20 protein-coding genes are annotated in these 16443 nt (G+C 35.7%); 9 read left to right on the top strand and 11 right to left on the bottom strand.

Translation table 11 applies throughout. The features are described 5' to 3' along the window. Window positions 1-96 precede the first annotated feature (96 nt). Window positions 97-2574, top strand: a complete 2478-nt coding sequence (locus GN157_RS05755) for a DUF5686 and carboxypeptidase regulatory-like domain-containing protein (protein ID WP_157482149.1) — start codon at window positions 97-99, stop codon at window positions 2572-2574. A gap of 72 nt (window positions 2575-2646) precedes the next feature. Here GN157_RS05755 and GN157_RS05750 read toward each other — a convergent pair whose 3' ends face one another. The 6 genes from GN157_RS05750 to GN157_RS05725 form a co-directional block, all read right to left on the bottom strand. Continuing rightward, window positions 2647-3117: a hypothetical protein gene (locus GN157_RS05750; RefSeq protein WP_157482148.1), complete on the bottom strand. Its 471-nt coding sequence runs from the start codon at window positions 3115-3117 to the stop codon at window positions 2647-2649. Then, the gene (locus GN157_RS05745) at window positions 3114-3563 is read right to left on the bottom strand and encodes a c-type cytochrome (RefSeq protein WP_157482147.1); all 450 of its coding nucleotides are present in this window, start codon (window positions 3561-3563) and stop codon (window positions 3114-3116) included. The genes GN157_RS05750 and GN157_RS05745 overlap by 4 nt, the downstream gene beginning before the upstream one ends. A gap of 77 nt (window positions 3564-3640) precedes the next feature. Continuing rightward, a complete protein-coding gene (gene murA / locus GN157_RS05740) occupies window positions 3641-4951 on the bottom strand; it encodes a UDP-N-acetylglucosamine 1-carboxyvinyltransferase (protein WP_157482146.1) in 1311 nt (436 codons plus the stop codon). 24 nt (window positions 4952-4975) lie between these two features. Continuing rightward, window positions 4976-5665 carry a DUF4290 domain-containing protein gene (locus tag GN157_RS05735; protein ID WP_157482145.1) on the bottom strand — a complete coding sequence of 230 codons (690 nt, stop codon included), beginning with the start codon at window positions 5663-5665 and terminating at the stop codon, window positions 4976-4978. A gap of 11 nt (window positions 5666-5676) precedes the next feature. Then, window positions 5677-5964: a DUF493 family protein gene (locus GN157_RS05730; protein WP_035130375.1), complete on the bottom strand. Its 288-nt coding sequence runs from the start codon at window positions 5962-5964 to the stop codon at window positions 5677-5679. Between the two features lie 219 nt (window positions 5965-6183). Then, on the bottom strand, window positions 6184-6483 hold the full coding sequence (locus tag GN157_RS05725) for a hypothetical protein (protein WP_157482144.1): 300 nt from the start codon (window positions 6481-6483) through the stop codon (window positions 6184-6186). A 418-nt stretch (window positions 6484-6901) separates the two neighbouring features. Between GN157_RS05725 and GN157_RS05720 the strand changes: the two genes are divergently transcribed. From GN157_RS05720 to GN157_RS05705, 4 genes are all read left to right on the top strand, one after another. After that, window positions 6902-7201, top strand: a complete 300-nt coding sequence (locus GN157_RS05720) for a hypothetical protein (protein ID WP_157482143.1) — start codon at window positions 6902-6904, stop codon at window positions 7199-7201. Window positions 7202-7313: 112 nt separating this feature from the next. Then, window positions 7314-8258 (top strand): 1-phosphofructokinase family hexose kinase, encoded by a 945-nt coding sequence (locus GN157_RS05715; RefSeq protein WP_157482142.1) that lies wholly within the window; start codon window positions 7314-7316, stop codon window positions 8256-8258. A 37-nt stretch (window positions 8259-8295) separates the two neighbouring features. Further along, a complete protein-coding gene (locus GN157_RS05710; protein ID WP_157482141.1) occupies window positions 8296-8811 on the top strand; it encodes a hypothetical protein in 516 nt (171 codons plus the stop codon). A gap of 61 nt (window positions 8812-8872) precedes the next feature. Beyond that, window positions 8873-9391, top strand: a complete 519-nt coding sequence (locus GN157_RS05705; protein WP_157482140.1) for a hypothetical protein — start codon at window positions 8873-8875, stop codon at window positions 9389-9391. A 40-nt stretch (window positions 9392-9431) separates the two neighbouring features. On the opposite strand, the gene GN157_RS05700 is transcribed toward GN157_RS05705, so the two are convergent. Further along, window positions 9432-9722 carry a hypothetical protein gene (locus GN157_RS05700; protein WP_157482139.1) on the bottom strand — a complete coding sequence of 97 codons (291 nt, stop codon included), beginning with the start codon at window positions 9720-9722 and terminating at the stop codon, window positions 9432-9434. Between the two features lie 201 nt (window positions 9723-9923). Between GN157_RS05700 and GN157_RS05695 the strand changes: the two genes are divergently transcribed. Further along, complete coding sequence (locus GN157_RS05695; RefSeq protein WP_157482138.1) at window positions 9924-10178, top strand: hypothetical protein; 255 nt, start codon at window positions 9924-9926, stop codon at window positions 10176-10178. Window positions 10179-10286: 108 nt separating this feature from the next. Here the strand turns inward: GN157_RS05695 and GN157_RS05690 are convergent, their stop codons facing one another. The 4 genes from GN157_RS05690 to GN157_RS05675 all read right to left on the bottom strand — a co-directional run bounded on the left by GN157_RS05690 (window position 10287) and on the right by GN157_RS05675 (window position 15314). Further along, entirely contained in the window at window positions 10287-13355 is a 3069-nt protein-coding gene (locus GN157_RS05690; protein ID WP_157482137.1) for a T9SS type A sorting domain-containing protein, read from the bottom strand. Window positions 13356-14021: 666 nt separating this feature from the next. Further along, window positions 14022-14450, bottom strand: coding sequence for a lipocalin-like domain-containing protein (locus GN157_RS05685; RefSeq protein WP_157482136.1), 429 nt, complete (start codon window positions 14448-14450; stop codon window positions 14022-14024). Between the two features lie 32 nt (window positions 14451-14482). Beyond that, window positions 14483-14824, bottom strand: coding sequence for a hypothetical protein (locus tag GN157_RS05680; protein WP_157482135.1), 342 nt, complete (start codon window positions 14822-14824; stop codon window positions 14483-14485). 91 nt (window positions 14825-14915) lie between these two features. Then, the gene (locus GN157_RS05675; protein ID WP_157482134.1) at window positions 14916-15314 is read right to left on the bottom strand and encodes a helix-turn-helix transcriptional regulator; all 399 of its coding nucleotides are present in this window, start codon (window positions 15312-15314) and stop codon (window positions 14916-14918) included. 99 nt (window positions 15315-15413) lie between these two features. Between GN157_RS05675 and GN157_RS05670 the strand changes: the two genes are divergently transcribed. The 3 genes from GN157_RS05670 (at window position 15414) to GN157_RS05660 (ending at window position 16388) form a co-directional block, all read left to right on the top strand. Then, complete coding sequence (locus GN157_RS05670; RefSeq protein WP_157482133.1) at window positions 15414-15611, top strand: hypothetical protein; 198 nt, start codon at window positions 15414-15416, stop codon at window positions 15609-15611. Between the two features lie 71 nt (window positions 15612-15682). Next, on the top strand, window positions 15683-15895 hold the full coding sequence (locus tag GN157_RS05665) for a hypothetical protein (protein ID WP_035130345.1): 213 nt from the start codon (window positions 15683-15685) through the stop codon (window positions 15893-15895). A gap of 181 nt (window positions 15896-16076) precedes the next feature. Then, window positions 16077-16388, top strand: coding sequence for a hypothetical protein (locus tag GN157_RS05660; protein WP_157482132.1), 312 nt, complete (start codon window positions 16077-16079; stop codon window positions 16386-16388). Window positions 16389-16443: the final 55 nt, after the last annotated feature.

Below are 16443 nucleotides of genomic sequence, written 5' to 3'. Positions count from 1 at the left end.
AATCATAAAAAAAAGAATTTTCATACAACCATTTTTAGTTTTAAAACGTCTACTAATAAAACCAATAATCTATTATTATACCTTAACCTTTAAACAATGCATAAAGTAACTACTTATTTACTACTACTGTTTGCAACAGCTTCCTTTGCCCAAATAAGAGGAAAAATAACATCTGCCAATGGCGAACCTGTCCCTTTTGCCAGCATAGGTATCGAAAACACTTATAATAATACCTCGGCAAACGAAAACGGATTATACGAACTAAGCATTAAAAAAACCGGAAACTATACACTGGTATTCCAGTCAATAGGATTTAAAACCAGAAAAGAAACAGTAAACGTTACGTCACTTCCCTATACGTTAAACATAACCCTACAGGACGAAACTTATACCCTTAATGAAGTGGTTATAAGTAATACCGATAATCCTGCCAACAGAATTATAAGGGAAGCTATAGCCCACAAAAAAGAAAACTCAGAAAAAGCAGGGCGTTTTGAAGCCGACTTTTACTCTAAAGGTATTTTCCGTATAAAAGATGTTCCGGACAAGATTATGGGAATAAAAGTAAAAGAGGAAGTGGAAGGAGAAATGTTAGACTCTACCGGAGCGGGAGTATTATACCTTTCGGAAACCGTATCTAAAATTACTTTCGAACAACCTAACAACCTAAAGGAAAGAATTATCGCCTCAAAAATAAGCGGAGACGATAACGGCTTTAGCTACAATACTGCACTGGGAACCTACTATAACTTTTACAACAACTATGTGGAGTTCGACCTGAAAATGATTTCTCCTTTAGCAAACAATGCTTTTAACTACTATAAGTTTAAACTGGAAGGTAGCTTTTTTGACGAAAATAATAACCTGATAAACAAAATACAGGTAACTCCAAAACGAGACAAAGAACCTGTTTTTGAGGGCTACATTTACATTGTAAACGAGACCTGGGCCATATATGCCGTAGACTTCGACATTAAAGGTTACAGAATGCAACAGCCAATACTGGAAAACCTGAATTTAAAACAAAACTTCAGTTTTAATACCAGTAGCAGGATTTGGGCAAAAAACTCCCAGATATTTGATTTCAAAGCCGGATTATTAGGAATGACGTTCTCCGGTACATTTACCCATGTTTACAGCAACTATGTTTTCCACGATCATTTTGATAAAAAAACCTTCGGAAAAGAAATTGTGTACATAGAAGAAGACTCTAACAAGAAAGACTCACTATACTGGCAAACTGCAAGACCTATCCCTTTAACCGAAGAGGAGGTAAAAGATTATTTTAAAAAAGACAGTATCAATACTGTTACAAACTCTCCCGAATATCTTGATTCATTAGACAGGAAGTACAATAAATTCCGTCCTTTTGACATTATTAGCGGTTACAGTTACAGGAACTCTAAAAAACACAACCGCTATTCGTACGATGGTATTTTAAAAGTACCTATATTCAATACCGTGCAGGGATGGACTTTTAATACAGGGCTTTCCTTTAGGCATTATGATGCTGATGAAAAAAAATACACCTCTTTTGGCGCTAAATTTAATTATGGTGTAGCCGAAGATCGTTTACGAGTAAACGGATGGTTTACACATCGTTTTGGTAAAGCCGGTACTTTCTACCTTACAGGGGGTAGTATTGTAGAACAGTTTAATGCAAGCGAACCTATATCTCCGGCTATGAACATGATAAGCTCTTTACTGTTTAAAGACAATTACATGAAGCTTTATGACAAAACCTTCGCCAAACTAAGCTATGGCAGGGAGATATTTACCGGACTTAATATGGGGGCAAATATTCAGTATGTAAGGCGTAAGCAATTATTTAATAATACGGATTATGTACTTATTAAAAACGACCACGATTATACATCAAACAATCCGCAGAATCCAAACGATTATACCACCCCTGCGTTTGATACTCATAACTTAATGAAAGCCGACATAGGTGCTACTATCCGTTTTGGTCAAAAATACATTACAAGACCTGATGGTAAACTTAATGTGAGTACTGCTAACTACCCTACTGTTTCCCTACAATACACCAAGGCTTTTGCAGCGAGTGACAGTAAATATGAATACGACTTCATTGCTGCAAGAACATATTACAATACCACACTAGGCAACAAAGGGGATTTTGGTATCAACCTTAAAGCAGGTAAATTCTTCAATGCAGATAACATTGCGTTTATGGATTACAAACACTTTAACGGCAATCAAACACACGTAAATTCGGGTAACAGTAATACCAATGCATTTAATATATTACCATACTACTCTCACAGCACAAACGATTCGTATTTTGAAAGTCATATTGAGCACAACTTTAAAGGCTACCTTATGAATAAAGTTCCTTTACTGAACAAGCTACAGTGGAATCTTGTTGTAGGCTATCACGGTATTGCTACACCAAACTACACTCCTTACCATGAGTTTACTGCCGGGTTTGATAACGTAGGTATTGGTAAATTCAGAATGTTTAGAATAGACTATGTTAGATCATACCAAGGTAGTGGCTATGTAACTGACGGAGTAATGTTCGGTTTAAAATTCCTTGATATTATTCAATAAACATAAACCCCAAAATGGGTTCAGTCATCAATCCAACCAACCGGTTTTATACCAAAAAAAATCCCTCTCAATTCAGGAGGGATTTTTTGATTCTATTTGGTTTAATGCGGTAAAGAGCTCTTCTTCCTTATTTGTACCCAGCATAAGTTTTTTTCCGTCTTTAAAATATATTAAAACTCCGGTATTGCCCGATACATTATAAGCTCCTATTCTTATCCCCCATCCGCCATAGTCCATAATGGGATTGTATTTTTTTATTTCGCAGTAGTCAATATTTTTCCAATCGTAAAATTTAAAATCCCTGTGAAAGCCTTCAAATTTTACAGAGATTCCTTTTTCATCAATTTTTGTGACCAATGCTAAACGCCATAGCCAAAAAGTAACCAGCAACAAAATTGTTTCTCCTGCCATTGCCGGCATCCTTACAGTAGCTATATTTACAATAAGCGGATACACCATCACAACATTTATTACAGCAAGCAGTAGCCAAAGCCACCATTGCCTAAATTGTTGTTTTTCGTAAAATAATAACTTACTGTTCATTTTAAGTTGTTTTGGTAAGGCGCTAAATAAGAAATCAGGCTTTCTATTTCCTCTTTAGTGAATTCGTTTTTGTGTTTGTAATCGTTTTCTCCATACTTTTCATGAAGTTGCTTTACAACACTATTATTAGCCTTAATGAGAGAATCCTCATTATTGATGTAATCAATTAAAAACGCTTCATTGTAGTTTTTATCAATTCCTCTAAGTGTTCCGTTGCCCAAATCAATATCTGCTTTATGACAGGCTGCACAATTGGAATTCATAATTTCCCTTCCTTTAGCCGACTTCTGTGACGGATTTGGTGTTCCGCAAAACAATATGGGTTCTTTTTCAACCACAGCCTCTTGTGGGGCATCGGGTAAAACTATAAAAGCACATAAAAATATCACTCCGGTAATAATAAGCACAGAGCCAAAAATTACACCATATGTGATACGTTTAATCATTGATAAAAAGGTTGTTACCAAATTTAACAAAAAAAGGCTGAATAACTTCAGCCTTTTAAATGATATTATAGTAAAAATTAATCCTCTCTGGTAATTTTAGCCCCAAGAGCACGTAATCTTTCGTCTATTCTTTCATAACCACGGTCTATCTGATCAATGTTCTGTATAGTACTTGTGCCTTTTGCAGACAGTGCCGCAATAAGCAACGAGATACCCGCCCTGATATCAGGAGATGACATCATGATACCTTTAAGCTGTGATTTAAAGTCGTGCCCAATAACCGTAGCCCTGTGCGGGTCACAAAGAATGATTTTAGCCCCCATATCTATCAGTCTGTCTACAAAGAACAGGCGGCTTTCAAACATTTTCTGATGAATTAAAACACTACCTCTTGCCTGTGTAGCTACTACAAGTACAATACTCAACAAATCGGGTGTGAAACCAGGCCACGGAGCATCTGCAATGGTAAGTATAGATCCGTCAATATAGTTTTGAATTTCGTAACCATCTTCATGAGCAGGAATGTAAATATCATCGCCTCTACGCTCAAGAGTAATACCCAGTTTCCTGAAGGTATTAGGAATTACACCAAGGTTATCCCAGCTTACATTCTTAATAGTGATTTCGCTTCGGGTCATGGCAGCAAGACCAATCCAGCTACCTATCTCAATCATATCAGGTAAGATTCTGTGCTCACATCCGCCCAGTTTTTCTACGCCTTCTATTTCGATAAGGTTAGATCCTACTCCTGTAATTTTAGCCCCCATACTGTTTAGCATTTTACAAAGCTGTTGCAGGTATGGTTCGCAGGCTGCGTTATATATTGTAGTTTTACCTTCAGCAAGTACAGCAGCCATAATAATGTTTGCCGTACCGGTAACCGATGCCTCATCAAGAAGCATATAAGTACCTTTAAGCCTGTCGGCCTCTACACCATAAAAATAATCTTCTCTGTTGTAACGAAACTTAGCACCAAGATTGATAAATCCTTCAAAGTGAGTATCAAGTCTTCTGCGTCCTATTTTATCCCCCCCGGGCTTTGGAATATATCCCTTACCGAAACGGGCTAATAACGGACCAACAATCATTATAGATCCTCTTAATGATTTACCTTCTTCTTTAAAACCTTCTGATTCAAGGTAAGCTAAGTTAACCTCATCTGCCTGAAAAGTATAAGCACCATGTGCCAGCTTTTCTATTTTAACACCTAAATTCCCTAACAGCTTAATTAGCTTGTTAACGTCAATAATATCGGGAATATTGGTTATCGTAACTTTTTCGGGGGTTAAAAGCACTGCACATAATATTTGTAATGCTTCGTTTTTGGCTCCCTGAGGGGTTATTTCACCTTTTAATTGTATTCCACCTTCAATTTTAAATGTTCCCATGCGGCGTTTTAGAGGTTTTTGAGGTTATTTTCTGTTCTTATTATTTTGGTTCTTACTATTATTGCTTCGGTGCCCTTTTTGCTTACTGTTGCTGGCATATTGGGTTTTATTGCTGTTCTTTTTATTCACCCTCATAAGGTCGGTGGAATTAGACAATTCTTCATCTGTTTTAAGAAGGTTTATTTTCCCTCCCGACAGTTCCAGCAGGTGTTCAAAAATCACTTCATCCTTTACGGTATCTTTATTCCAGCTCAGGTATGATTTTTTCATGTGGTTTGCAATCACCATAATAAGGGCTGTTTTAAGCTCACCCTCCTCCCATTTATTAGCCACCGCAATCATATTGGTAATATTGTTACCGTAAAAACGGTATTTAGGGAAGTTTTGCGGATAACCCAGTCTTTCCGGCTTTTGCTCCAGCAAATCTTTAGATGGTATTGGGTATGGCGAATCAACATCAAGTTTAAAATCAGACATTATAAAAATCTGATCCCAAAGTTTGTGCTGAAAATCGGGCACATCACGAAGGTGTGGATTAAGGCTTCCCATTACCGAAATAATATATTTTGCAGCTTTGTTTCGCTCTTCCCTGTCTTCTAATTCCACTGCCTGTTCTATAAGCTTCTGAAGGTGTCTTCCGTATTCGGGAATAATCAGTTTAGGCCTTTCAGAATTATATTCCAAGGCATTTATGGCGTTATCAGTGTATTCCATGTTGTGTGTTTTTATAGTGAAATGATGCCTTCTATAGACGACATTTCAATGTATTTATCTATAACCGACTGGGAGTCTTTCATTCTTACATTTATAGAAACGCTGGTATATTTACCTGTTTTGGACTGGTTTGTTTCTATAACAGCTCCCATTTGGTCAAAAGCCTTTTCAATTTCCTCTATTTTTTGAGGCTGAGACGGCACTATAAACTTAAATAAATATTCTGTTGGCCATTTAGCCGTAGTATTTTCAAGTTCTTCTTTAAGTCTTTTATAAAATTCTTCGCTTTTCTTATCCATTCTTCATTAAAAAATAAACGCAAATATACATTATAGCCCTGTAACTTTATTAAAAATCAGCTACAGGATCATCGAATTACAAAGTACACAAATATTTTCTTTTCCCAAGCAACCTTTTTACATTATTTGTATCTAATAATAAAATCTTCATAAAAAGGTTAGGTTATTTTAGATTGTTTATTTGGTTAAAACCGCTGCGTTAAATGTAGCGGTTTTTTGTTACCCCTTTATCATCAGCAATGTAGTTACCGATACTCCCAGCATAAAAGTGTAACTATACAGTACTACCCTATTAAGCTTTTTGTTTTGCCTAAACATCCTTATTACTACAAACAACATAGTCCCAGTTAAAAAGTTATAAATTATCCATTTAAAAAATACCTGGTTAAGCCCTGCATCTACAGCATTTATATAGTTATACATAGCCATAGCTACCAGTATGCCTATTACTATCACCCATAAAAAATAAACAGCAACCAAAACATGGTATGCCGTGTGCTTAACATCTAATTTCCTCATTTAATATCCCTTACTTTTAAAGGCTTAGTATTTTGTGTACTAATATAACGCTTAAGCAAAAGGTTTATTGACTAAAAGTCTTATTTAACCTTATCTTAATTAACTAAAGCACCTCTATAAAAATTAAGCTTTGGATATAAAAACAGTAGTAATTCACCTAAACCATGCAACTTATTGTTTATGAAGAATAATCATCTAAATACAACCCAAACAAACACTAAAACCTAAAAAAACAAGCAACAATCACATTTTTTTAACTCATAAACAAATAATACCACATCGTCATAGCAAATTTTTACATATAAAATTTGCTTTAATTAATAAAAAATTAACAAATTTTTAATAGTTTTACCCCGAACTTTAATGTTTATAAACAAACTTTAGTCCCCCACGGCTAAGCTTAAAAATTACATAGCGCATGAAGCTAAAAGACCTTAAAGCGTGGATTAATGAGCTACCTGAGGAAGAGCTTGAAAAAGATTTGTTTTATAATTCTATGGATTACGGTATATCCGGTAAGGTTAAAGAAATTAGCCGAAATGACGCCAACCTCTATTATGTAGGCGACGAACCCGTTTTACTGCACACCCATGAAGAACTAAAACAAAGAGGCTTCACCGATAAGCAAATCTCAAAATTTGATGTTGAGATTCCACAAGACTGTTACTACATAGAGCTAAGTAACGAGTACAGCATCTTAGAACGTTTTCTAAGATAACCCTTCCCACACACCTTCCATTTTTTTTATTATTACAAATTACTGCAATCACTTGCATTAAATAATCATTTTGGTAATTTAGCCCTTATCTAAAATAATAAGCTATACCTTAATGAAAGTACTTACTATTACCCTAAACCCTACTGTAGATAAAAGCAGTGAGGTGCAAAATATTAAACCCGAAAAAAAGCTACGTTGTGCCCCTCCAAAATACGAACCGGGAGGCGGAGGTATAAACGTGTCACGCGGGCTGGTACGCCTTGATATCAACTCAACTGCATTATTTACCTCTGGCGGACGTACAGGTGAACTACTTGAAAAACTGCTTACGAAAGAGCACGTAGACATACTACCAATAAAAACAAAAGGAGAAACCCGTGAAAACTTTACGGTTGTAGACACCAATAGCAATGAACAGTACCGTTTCGGGATGCCTGGAGAGCCGCTAACTCAGCAAGAAATAAATGATACTCTTGAAACCATAGCCAACTACAGTCCGTTTCCGGAAATAGTTGTAATAAGCGGAAGTTTACCTCCTGAGACCAATCCTGATATACTAAGAAAAATAACCGCTATTGCCAAAGAGAACAATGCTAAGGTAGTTGCAGATACATCGGGTGATGCTTTGACTGAAATACTTAAAGAAGGCGTATACCTGCTAAAACCAAACCTGGGTGAACTAAGCCGTCTTACAGGTATAGAGAACCTTGATAATGAAAGCGCCGATGACGCTGCCAAAAAACTTATAGAGGAAGGAAAAGCCGAAATGATAGTAGTTTCAATGGGACCACAGGGAGCTTATATGGTTACTAAAGACGAATGTTTACACGTACCAGCCCCTTCGGTTAGAAAACTGAGTACAGTGGGAGCCGGAGACAGTATGGTTGCCGGCATGGTTTCTATAATTGCACAAAACGGAACTGCTGCACAAATGGCATGTATGGGAGTTGCCTGTGGTACTGCCGCTACCATGAACCCGGGAACAGGGCTATTTAAAACAGAAGATGCCAAACGACTTTATAACTGGCTAACAGATAAAGCTGTCCCTGTAAAATAACTTTACACCTATTTTAAAACCCACAACACACCTACAAATGAAAAAAGCTTTTTTAACTTTATTTACTATTACAATAGCATTATTCACCACTACCAATGTATTTGCTCAAGCCAATCCATATGCCGGGACATGGGAGCATCAAAATGGAAATCAAAAATTCATTTTATCTATTTGGGTAGACTCAAACAATATAATGTTAGGTCATTACAAAATGATAACAGTTGACCGTAACGGACAGCAAACAGAAACAGTATATAATTCTAAAAAAGAAGTTGGCAATAGCGGTATTGACTGGCCTTATACTGTCTACTTTGGCGATATGAGTAACGGTTACTCACAATCATTTGGAGGTCCAATAATTGACAATACAGTAAATAACCAAAGAGGGTTCATTGAAGAGCAATTTATTTTTACACCTAACTCCCCATTAGGATCAACAGCTCAATGGGAGGTTAAAAAAATGCAAGGAGTGAGAGAGCCTAATGAACCTGACTTTAATATTCCAAACAATATTTTGTTGACTAAAGTTTCAAACTCCATTGATTTAAATTAAAACATATTTTTTTATTCCACTTCTATATCATCAATAAATTCAAATTAGAAAAAACATCATAATGAAAAAAATATTTTTAGTCTTATTCGCAATAATGGCTACATCTTTCACAAACGGTGTAACAGCACAAACACTCCCAAATCCATATACCGGTACATGGGAACACCAAAATGGAAATCAAAAATTCATTTTATCTATTTGGGTAGACTCAAACAATATAATGTTAGGTCATTACAAAATGATAACAGTTGACAACAAAGGACAACAAACAGGAATAATATATAACTCTAAAAAAGAAGTTCACAATAGCGGTATTGACTGGCCACATGCTGTCTACTTTGGAGATATGAGCAATGGTTATCCACAAACACTTGGAGGACCAATAACTGATAATACAGTAAATAACCAAAGAGGGTTCATTAAAGGACTATTTGTTTTCACACCTAACTACCCATTAGGATCAACAGCTCAATGGGAGGTTAAAAAAGCTCAGGGAGTTAGAGAGCCTAATGAACCTGACTTTAATATTCCAAACAATATTTTGTTGACTAAAGTTTCAAACTCCATTAATTTAGATTAAAACATATTTACAATAAAAAGGCACTCATAGAGTGCCTTTTTTATTCCTTTTCTATATTATCATTAAATTCAAAAGGGTATTTATCAAGATATTTTTCCAAGAGCCTACCCTGCTTAAAACTTAGTTTCCACAGTACTTTATTAGAAAAAATATCACACCATAGTTCAACAAAAAAATTATCTATGGCATAAAGCAACTTTTTTACTTTTCCCTGCATACAGGCATCTATCAAAACACCTTTATCCCAAAGTATATTATACTGCTTCTCTTCACTTAGTTGTTTGTATTCGCTCAGCTTCATATCCTTACCTAAAATTACAAATTTCTTCACTACATCTTTTGGTAGCACGTATACATTAATACAAACGTAACAGATTTTACATTATTACCACTACACATTACATATAAATTTATCGTATTGTTAACTAACCTATTACAACTAAAAATTTAAGTATTAATTAGTAAATGGTTAGCGAAAATTATGATTTATAAAAGCGAAATTGCAATATACAAATCATAAAAACTATATGTTATGAAATTGATATTGCTAATACCTACAGCTGTACTAATGGCAATTTCAGGATATAACCTTTCCTTAGAATTTGCCAAGTCAGGAGAACCAAATTACCTAATATTTAAAATGCTTCACCTCACAGTATTTTTAATAAGCCTAATTAGTGCCGTTGCCATAATACGCTCTATGTTTAAAATTAAATACACAGAAACAATAAAAAACGAAAATATAGAGCAACACACTTACAATACTGAACTAAAAGTTATACGTTAGATACCGCAAAAGCCCTGTATGCAATTTTAACCAATTAGTATTATGGGGCTTTACAAAACAAAAAGGGCGCTTAATAAGCGCCCTTTTTTATATCAGTTTTAACAAATATTATTTTCTGATAATCTTAGTAGTGTAAGAAGCTCCAGTATCTCCTGTTACCTGCAGCACATAAGTACCTTGTGGTAATGAAGAAACATTAAGCTCTGCATTTGTTCCGTTTACATTAGCTTCCATAACTTTTTGACCTAAAAGGTTAGTCACAGTTAATTGAGAAATTGTAACGTTACCGGTAACCGTTAAAATACTTTCTACCGGGTTAGGGAATACTTTAAGTCCGGCAGACTCAAAAGTAGCAACACCAAGAATTTCTGCAGCCTCTATAGCAAGTGGCTCACTCTCACAACCTTCAACAGTTTGAGTTACATAGTAAACCGTATCATCCATTAATTCAGTACCAGCTTCTACTTCCACAAGCTCTTCAGATCCGTTCATTACATAGTAAGTCACAGTTGCATTTTCAGCCACTGTAAAGTCAAGAGACTCAAGTGTAGCACCTGTTTCAAACTCCTGATAATCATCTCCTGTAGGAGCATCCGGCACTGCGTTAACAAATACATGAGTATCGTTTGCAGCACTTACACATCCGGCGCCAACAACCTGTCTTGCAAAATAAGTTCCAGGCTCAAGCGTTGTACCGGCAGCGATTGGCTCAGTAGCCTCCTCTGTCTCAAACCATTGTACTGTAGCTCCTGCCATACCCTCTGCAAAAAGCTCATCAACAGTTACACTACCACAAAAATACTGATTAGTCTCTGTAGCCGGAGCCGCTATTTCGTTAAAGTCAACAACAACCTCAACCCTTTCACTTTCTCCACATCCATCAAGAACAAGAGAAACAAAGTAAGAACCTGCCTCAACAACCGTTTCATCTGCTAACGGAGTTGGAGCATCTGCAGTAGCATACCAGTTAAAGGTAGCACCCTCTACACCTGTTGCCACTAAATCACCAACTGTAGAACCTTCACAAAGTGACTGGCTCACAGGAGCTGTAGGAACAGGAATTTCAGTAAATGATACAGTTATTTCTACCCTGTCACTTTCTCCACAATCTTCTGGAGTTTGAGAAACAAAGTAAGAACCTTCTGCTAAAACAGCAGTTTGACCTAACGGAAACTCTGCATCAGCAGTAGCATACCAATGTAGCTCAGCACCTTCAAGAGCATCTGCATATAAATCTGCAACTGTAGAACCTTCACATACTTCTTGGTCTTCAGCAACCGGAAGCGGCACATCAGAGAAAGAAACAACAACCTCTACTCTAGGACTACGACAACCTGAAATTTGTTGTGTTACCCAATAAGAAGCTCCCTCTTCAAGTTCTGTATTAGTCCCTACAGGAGCCGGAGCATCCTGAGACGTAAACCATAATAATACTCCACCCTCATCTGCCTGTGCAGATAAAGAAGAAATTAATGAACCTGGGCAAACTTCCTGCTCTGCATCTGCAGTTGGCGAAGGAACCGTGTTAACTGTAACTTCAAAAGCTGTTCTGTCACTCTCACAGTCTCCTATATATTGTGAAACATAATAAGTACCTGATTCTTCAACAAGTGTCTCTGGATCTAAAGGCTCCGGAGCATCGATAGTATCATAGAAATAAAACTCAACATTACCTGATCCCTGAACTACTAAATCAGAAACTGTAAAACCTATACCTCCACAAGCGATTTGATCATCAGCTTCAGGAGCTGTAAGTTCACAAACAAAAGGTTCGTAAGTAATTGTAATAACAAATGTCCCATCATCAACCGTAGTATAATAAACACCACAATCTTCATTCGGCCCCCATGTTCTCCATGCTCTCAATTCAAACTCTACATCTCCTGTAGCACCATCTGCAATATTAAGACCTGTACGGTTGTATGTTGCCGTACCCATATTCCCTGATGGCCCGGGAGTTACTGCACTCTCTCCCATATTTGTCGTGTTACAGAAAAGTAGCGAACGCTGCTCAGACATATAGGCACTATTTTGTGAAGTCATCTGATAAGCTACATCAACAGAAGCAATCTGGAAACCTTCAGGAACAGATACTGTTAAAACAGTAGGACATGGTGAAGTAGAAGTAGCACTTGTATTGGTGTTTAACGAAGTACTTCCGTCTCCACCTGTATAAGTTGTAGACATTTGTCCGGTAGTGAAAGTAGTCATTTCCCAATCACCTTCTTCAGTACCACAGTTAGACCTGATCCAGAAATAGTATGTAGTACCTATTTCAAGTTCACTGAAAGAAACTTCATTCACAGTATTAGCTACATTAGTAACATCAGTCTCAGCTGTTGGAGCATCAGACGATGCAGACATATAATAATCATATCCGCCAGTTGGAAGAACCGGAGCAGCAGACCATGATACTGTACCACTATTTTCTGTAGTAGTTGATGTTAAACCTGTTGGAGAAGGACATGAAGGTAATTGATTTGCAGTAAACCCCATAACATTAACAACACCTGCAACAGTAGAGGTTTTAGTTACCTCAATACTCTCAATTAGCTTACCTTGATTAGCTTCATCAATATTTACTGTTAATTGGTATAACCTTGGGTTACCAAATGGTGTATCAATACCATCTGTATTACGGTTTACACGACCAAAACCAGAAGCAGCAGTAGGTTGTGATGTACCATTATACCAATCTGGTATAGCAACACCGGTTGCCGTTTGTGAAGTATCGTCTGTAAAGTTTACAGTTATAGTGACTTGAGCACTACCACTACCTGAAGTAGCCAAAAGAAAAACCTGGCTAGCCATTACCTGATTTGAAAACACTGCGGTTAAACTCGTAGAAGTAGTTGGTATACGCATAGTATTATTCTCATCAAACGGAGCCATTTGATAACTTAAGCCTGCAGTAGCAGCCGAATTGATTAAACCTGTAGCCGGTAGCGCACTCGCATATGAGTTACCTCCCGGTGAGAGGAAATCAGTACTTAAAAAAGCATAACTATCGTTATCCACCTCGATAGTCGTAGATGCCATAGAAGTGGCAGAACCATTTGCCACAACATCATGATTATACCCAGATGTCACATCCAGGTGTACGTATTCCTGAGCAGCCACACCAAGCGACATTAAAGGAACCAACGTAAATAGAAAACGTGGTAATTTTAACTTCATAGAAACAAAATTTAGTTGATTAAATTAATTAGCGTAATTTCAATATACTTCCTAAAATAAATAAGGATGTTAACAAATATAACCAGTTTAATCTGTTAAATCTTCTAAGATTTTTTTATTTGTTAACTCGCTAACAAACTTAGCTATCAGTGTTATTTTTTTATATTATTTTTAAGAAATAAAACTAAAATAGCTATAAATAATCACTCATATAATTTACATAACAACTAAATAATCTTAAATAAATAGAAATATTCACATTTTAAATACTAAAAAAACAACACCTAACTAGCTTTAAAATGAAAAACATATATTTTTCAAACCAAACACAATCACTAATTAGATAATTATTTAATAAAGAGATAAATTGAAGTAAACAAATAAAGAAGTGAATTACAAAACCTCATTTTACAGTTAGTAAAAGAAAAAAAACATCGATAAAATCAACTATTTTTCTATACTGAAAAAAGACAAAAAACAAAAAAGGCTGCAAGTGAAACACTTACAGCCTATTGCTACTTTTAGTAGCGAAGACGGGAGTTGAACCCGTGACCTCAGGGTTATGAATTTTAATTCTCCCGAAAACGCAATAAAAACAAGCGGTTTTACTAGCTTTGTTATATATAAATTTTATTAATCGTATTCTAATTTGTATTCAGCTGTTCTTTATAAATCTACTCTTACAAAAGTAGTTACAGCTAAATGTGGTTGCTCTACTGAACCATCATTATAGGTTAACTTCAAAGTATTATCATTAGGAAATTCAACTTCATAGTTTACCGTTCCTTCAGATTCAGTGTAAACAGTGTAAACTGATTCACTCAATTTTTCCCAATCTCCATCCTCTGTAAAAAGGGTACATTCACCTTCAAAATTTTCTTCATAGATATTACTCCAAAAGTTATTTTGAGAAGCATTAAAATTATAAACTGTTTGCAGCTGACAGTTGCTCAAATTCTGATTTACACCTTCAACAACTAAGCTTGTTTTTTGCCATGAGCCAATAATTTTGTCTTGTGCTGGCTGGTTGTTATCATCACTACTACATGAAAATAATGTAATGGTAAGTAATCCTGTAACTAATAGGTTTTTCATTCGTATTTATTAATAATTGGTAAGTATAATTTTTATATTGGTGTTTGCTCTTGATAGGGTTTAATATCACTGATTTCGAAAACAATACCTTTATTAAGATATTGATGATGTCTAAAAATCAGCTTATTTTCATGAATCCCTTGAATATCAAGAACAAAAACCTGACCGGTCGATATAAATTCAATTAATAACGATCCTTCGGACTCAATGATTTTAAAATCTACCCTCAAAGTTTCTTGTCCATCTACCCTTATACCTGAATGAACCTTATTAATTTCTGTAATTGGAGGTAAAATTAAAGTCATGATATTCGACTTTAACATTTTGTAGGTAATAGCTAATTCACTATTCAGTAATCTTTCTGTAAGCTTCATAATCTATGGTTAGTTTTCTATATAAGTAATAAAAGTTTTCTTGTTCAAAAAAATTGAATTCCTTAATTCTTAAACACCTTCCATTCGATAATTATGACGCTTTCGTCTGAGTATTGTCAAGCCGACTGCGCAAAGTTGCTATCAGTTCTCTTTGGGTATCGATAGTTTCTCTCAGCGCAGCTATTAAAGCATCTTTTTCGTGGTTGTAAGGTGTGTTCTGTTCGTTTGCAACACTAACGTGTTGCTTTTGGGCGGGTACTTCTTTTTGAGTGTATTGTGCGGCGTTTAGGTCTTTATTTATAAAATCATCTATCATTAATTCAAAATGAACACAAATACGTTGCATAGTTTCAACGTTCGGATTACTCCGACCTCCTACATAGCTGGCAACTGTTGACTGTTTAATATCAAACAGGTCTCCAAACTCTTTTTGCGATAAATAATTCTTATCACATAAGTACTTAATATTCAAACCTATAAAGTTATTCATATTATTTTTTGTAATATTAATTACTACAAATTGTAATTATTATTGTTATTTGTGCTATATTTGTCTTTATAAATATAGACATTAAATAATTAAGGCAATATGGCAACGACCAAAGAAAGAGTAAACGAAAGGAAATTGAGCCGCAATAAAAAAATATTGAGTAGATATGAAGACCTTAAAGTAATAATGACCTGTAGAGAAACCTATCCAATTTTAATGGATGAGTTTAACCTCGGTAAATCAACTATAATGAACATCCTATTTGTAAAATCTTATTCTAACTCTCCCCTTGCATAACCGTTGCAATGGTGTAGAATAAAAACCATGCCACTTTAACATTTTTAGTAAGAAAACAAGTTATAAACCAATTGAAAGCCGAAACTGCATACAACGTTATTCAGGCTCTCCCGGAAGAGGAGAAAAACAGGCTATTCTTAATGTTGGGTATGACCAAAAAGGAAAAAACTAAGAAGGTTAACGAGAATATGGATAACCTAATACAAGAATATAAAGAAATGGCTTTGAAGATATTAACCGACAGGAAAGCAAAAAAATTTGCTAATTCATTAACCCCTGTATAAAAAAAATCAGGCGAGGTACCACCCTCGCCTGCCCTGAAACCAAATTAGCCGGTTGCAACGGCTAATTATGGAATTAAGACAAAACTAATAAAAATTTTATTACTCAAAAAGAAATAACACACTAATAATACCACCGTTGCAACGAACCGTTGCAAAAGACCCTGAAAACCACTTTTTAATTATGGAAAATAGTCACTTTAACCAAGTATTGGGAAGTTTCCCTGTACTGGAAAAGATTCCTACTCTATTACAAAAACCTGTACTACTTCTTACAGGTTTATCCTGTGTGGCCGGCGTAATAACCGGCCATATGCAGGAAGATAAAACAACCACGCTGCACATTATGTTTTCGGACAGCGAAAACACGAACTACAAAAAAGCACTTGACTGCTTTAAAAGCGATGATATAAAGCCGGTTTTCATCAATGTAAATCCCGAAAACCGATTTATCAAAATCAAGCTTACAGAGACATCATCAAACATTAAGAAATAACAGCACTGGGAGCAAAATACGCTCAATTCCCTTGATGCTCGCGGGTGCTATATGT

Origin of the sequence: Flavobacterium rakeshii (genome assembly GCF_009741375.1) — a bacterium.
Taxonomy (GTDB): domain Bacteria; phylum Bacteroidota; class Bacteroidia; order Flavobacteriales; family Flavobacteriaceae; genus Flavobacterium; species Flavobacterium rakeshii.
The sequence above is the reverse complement of the archived record's forward strand: the minus strand, read 5'-3'. Positions and strand labels throughout refer to the sequence as shown.

Bases quoted from the DNA above. Each gene is read 5' to 3' on its own strand.
- GN157_RS05755 (WP_157482149.1), top strand. From the start codon at position 97: ATGCATAAAGTAACTACTTATTTACTACTACTGTTTGCAACAGCTTCC.
- GN157_RS05750 (WP_157482148.1), bottom strand. From the start codon at position 3,117: ATGAACAGTAAGTTATTATTTTACGAAAAACAACAATTTAGGCAATGG.
- GN157_RS05745 (WP_157482147.1), bottom strand. From the start codon at position 3,563: ATGATTAAACGTATCACATATGGTGTAATTTTTGGCTCTGTGCTTATT.
- murA (WP_157482146.1), bottom strand. From the start codon at position 4,951: ATGGGAACATTTAAAATTGAAGGTGGAATACAATTAAAAGGTGAAATA.
- GN157_RS05735 (WP_157482145.1), bottom strand. From the start codon at position 5,665: ATGGAATACACTGATAACGCCATAAATGCCTTGGAATATAATTCTGAA.
- GN157_RS05730 (WP_035130375.1), bottom strand. From the start codon at position 5,964: ATGGATAAGAAAAGCGAAGAATTTTATAAAAGACTTAAAGAAGAACTT.
- GN157_RS05725 (WP_157482144.1), bottom strand. From the start codon at position 6,483: ATGAGGAAATTAGATGTTAAGCACACGGCATACCATGTTTTGGTTGCT.
- GN157_RS05720 (WP_157482143.1), top strand. From the start codon at position 6,902: ATGAAGCTAAAAGACCTTAAAGCGTGGATTAATGAGCTACCTGAGGAA.
- GN157_RS05715 (WP_157482142.1), top strand. From the start codon at position 7,314: ATGAAAGTACTTACTATTACCCTAAACCCTACTGTAGATAAAAGCAGT.
- GN157_RS05710 (WP_157482141.1), top strand. From the start codon at position 8,296: ATGAAAAAAGCTTTTTTAACTTTATTTACTATTACAATAGCATTATTC.
- GN157_RS05705 (WP_157482140.1), top strand. From the start codon at position 8,873: ATGAAAAAAATATTTTTAGTCTTATTCGCAATAATGGCTACATCTTTC.
- GN157_RS05695 (WP_157482138.1), top strand. From the start codon at position 9,924: ATGAAATTGATATTGCTAATACCTACAGCTGTACTAATGGCAATTTCA.
- GN157_RS05690 (WP_157482137.1), bottom strand. From the start codon at position 13,355: ATGAAGTTAAAATTACCACGTTTTCTATTTACGTTGGTTCCTTTAATG.
- GN157_RS05685 (WP_157482136.1), bottom strand. From the start codon at position 14,450: ATGAAAAACCTATTAGTTACAGGATTACTTACCATTACATTATTTTCA.
- GN157_RS05680 (WP_157482135.1), bottom strand. From the start codon at position 14,824: ATGAAGCTTACAGAAAGATTACTGAATAGTGAATTAGCTATTACCTAC.
- GN157_RS05675 (WP_157482134.1), bottom strand. From the start codon at position 15,314: ATGAATAACTTTATAGGTTTGAATATTAAGTACTTATGTGATAAGAAT.
- GN157_RS05670 (WP_157482133.1), top strand. From the start codon at position 15,414: ATGGCAACGACCAAAGAAAGAGTAAACGAAAGGAAATTGAGCCGCAAT.
- GN157_RS05660 (WP_157482132.1), top strand. From the start codon at position 16,077: ATGGAAAATAGTCACTTTAACCAAGTATTGGGAAGTTTCCCTGTACTG.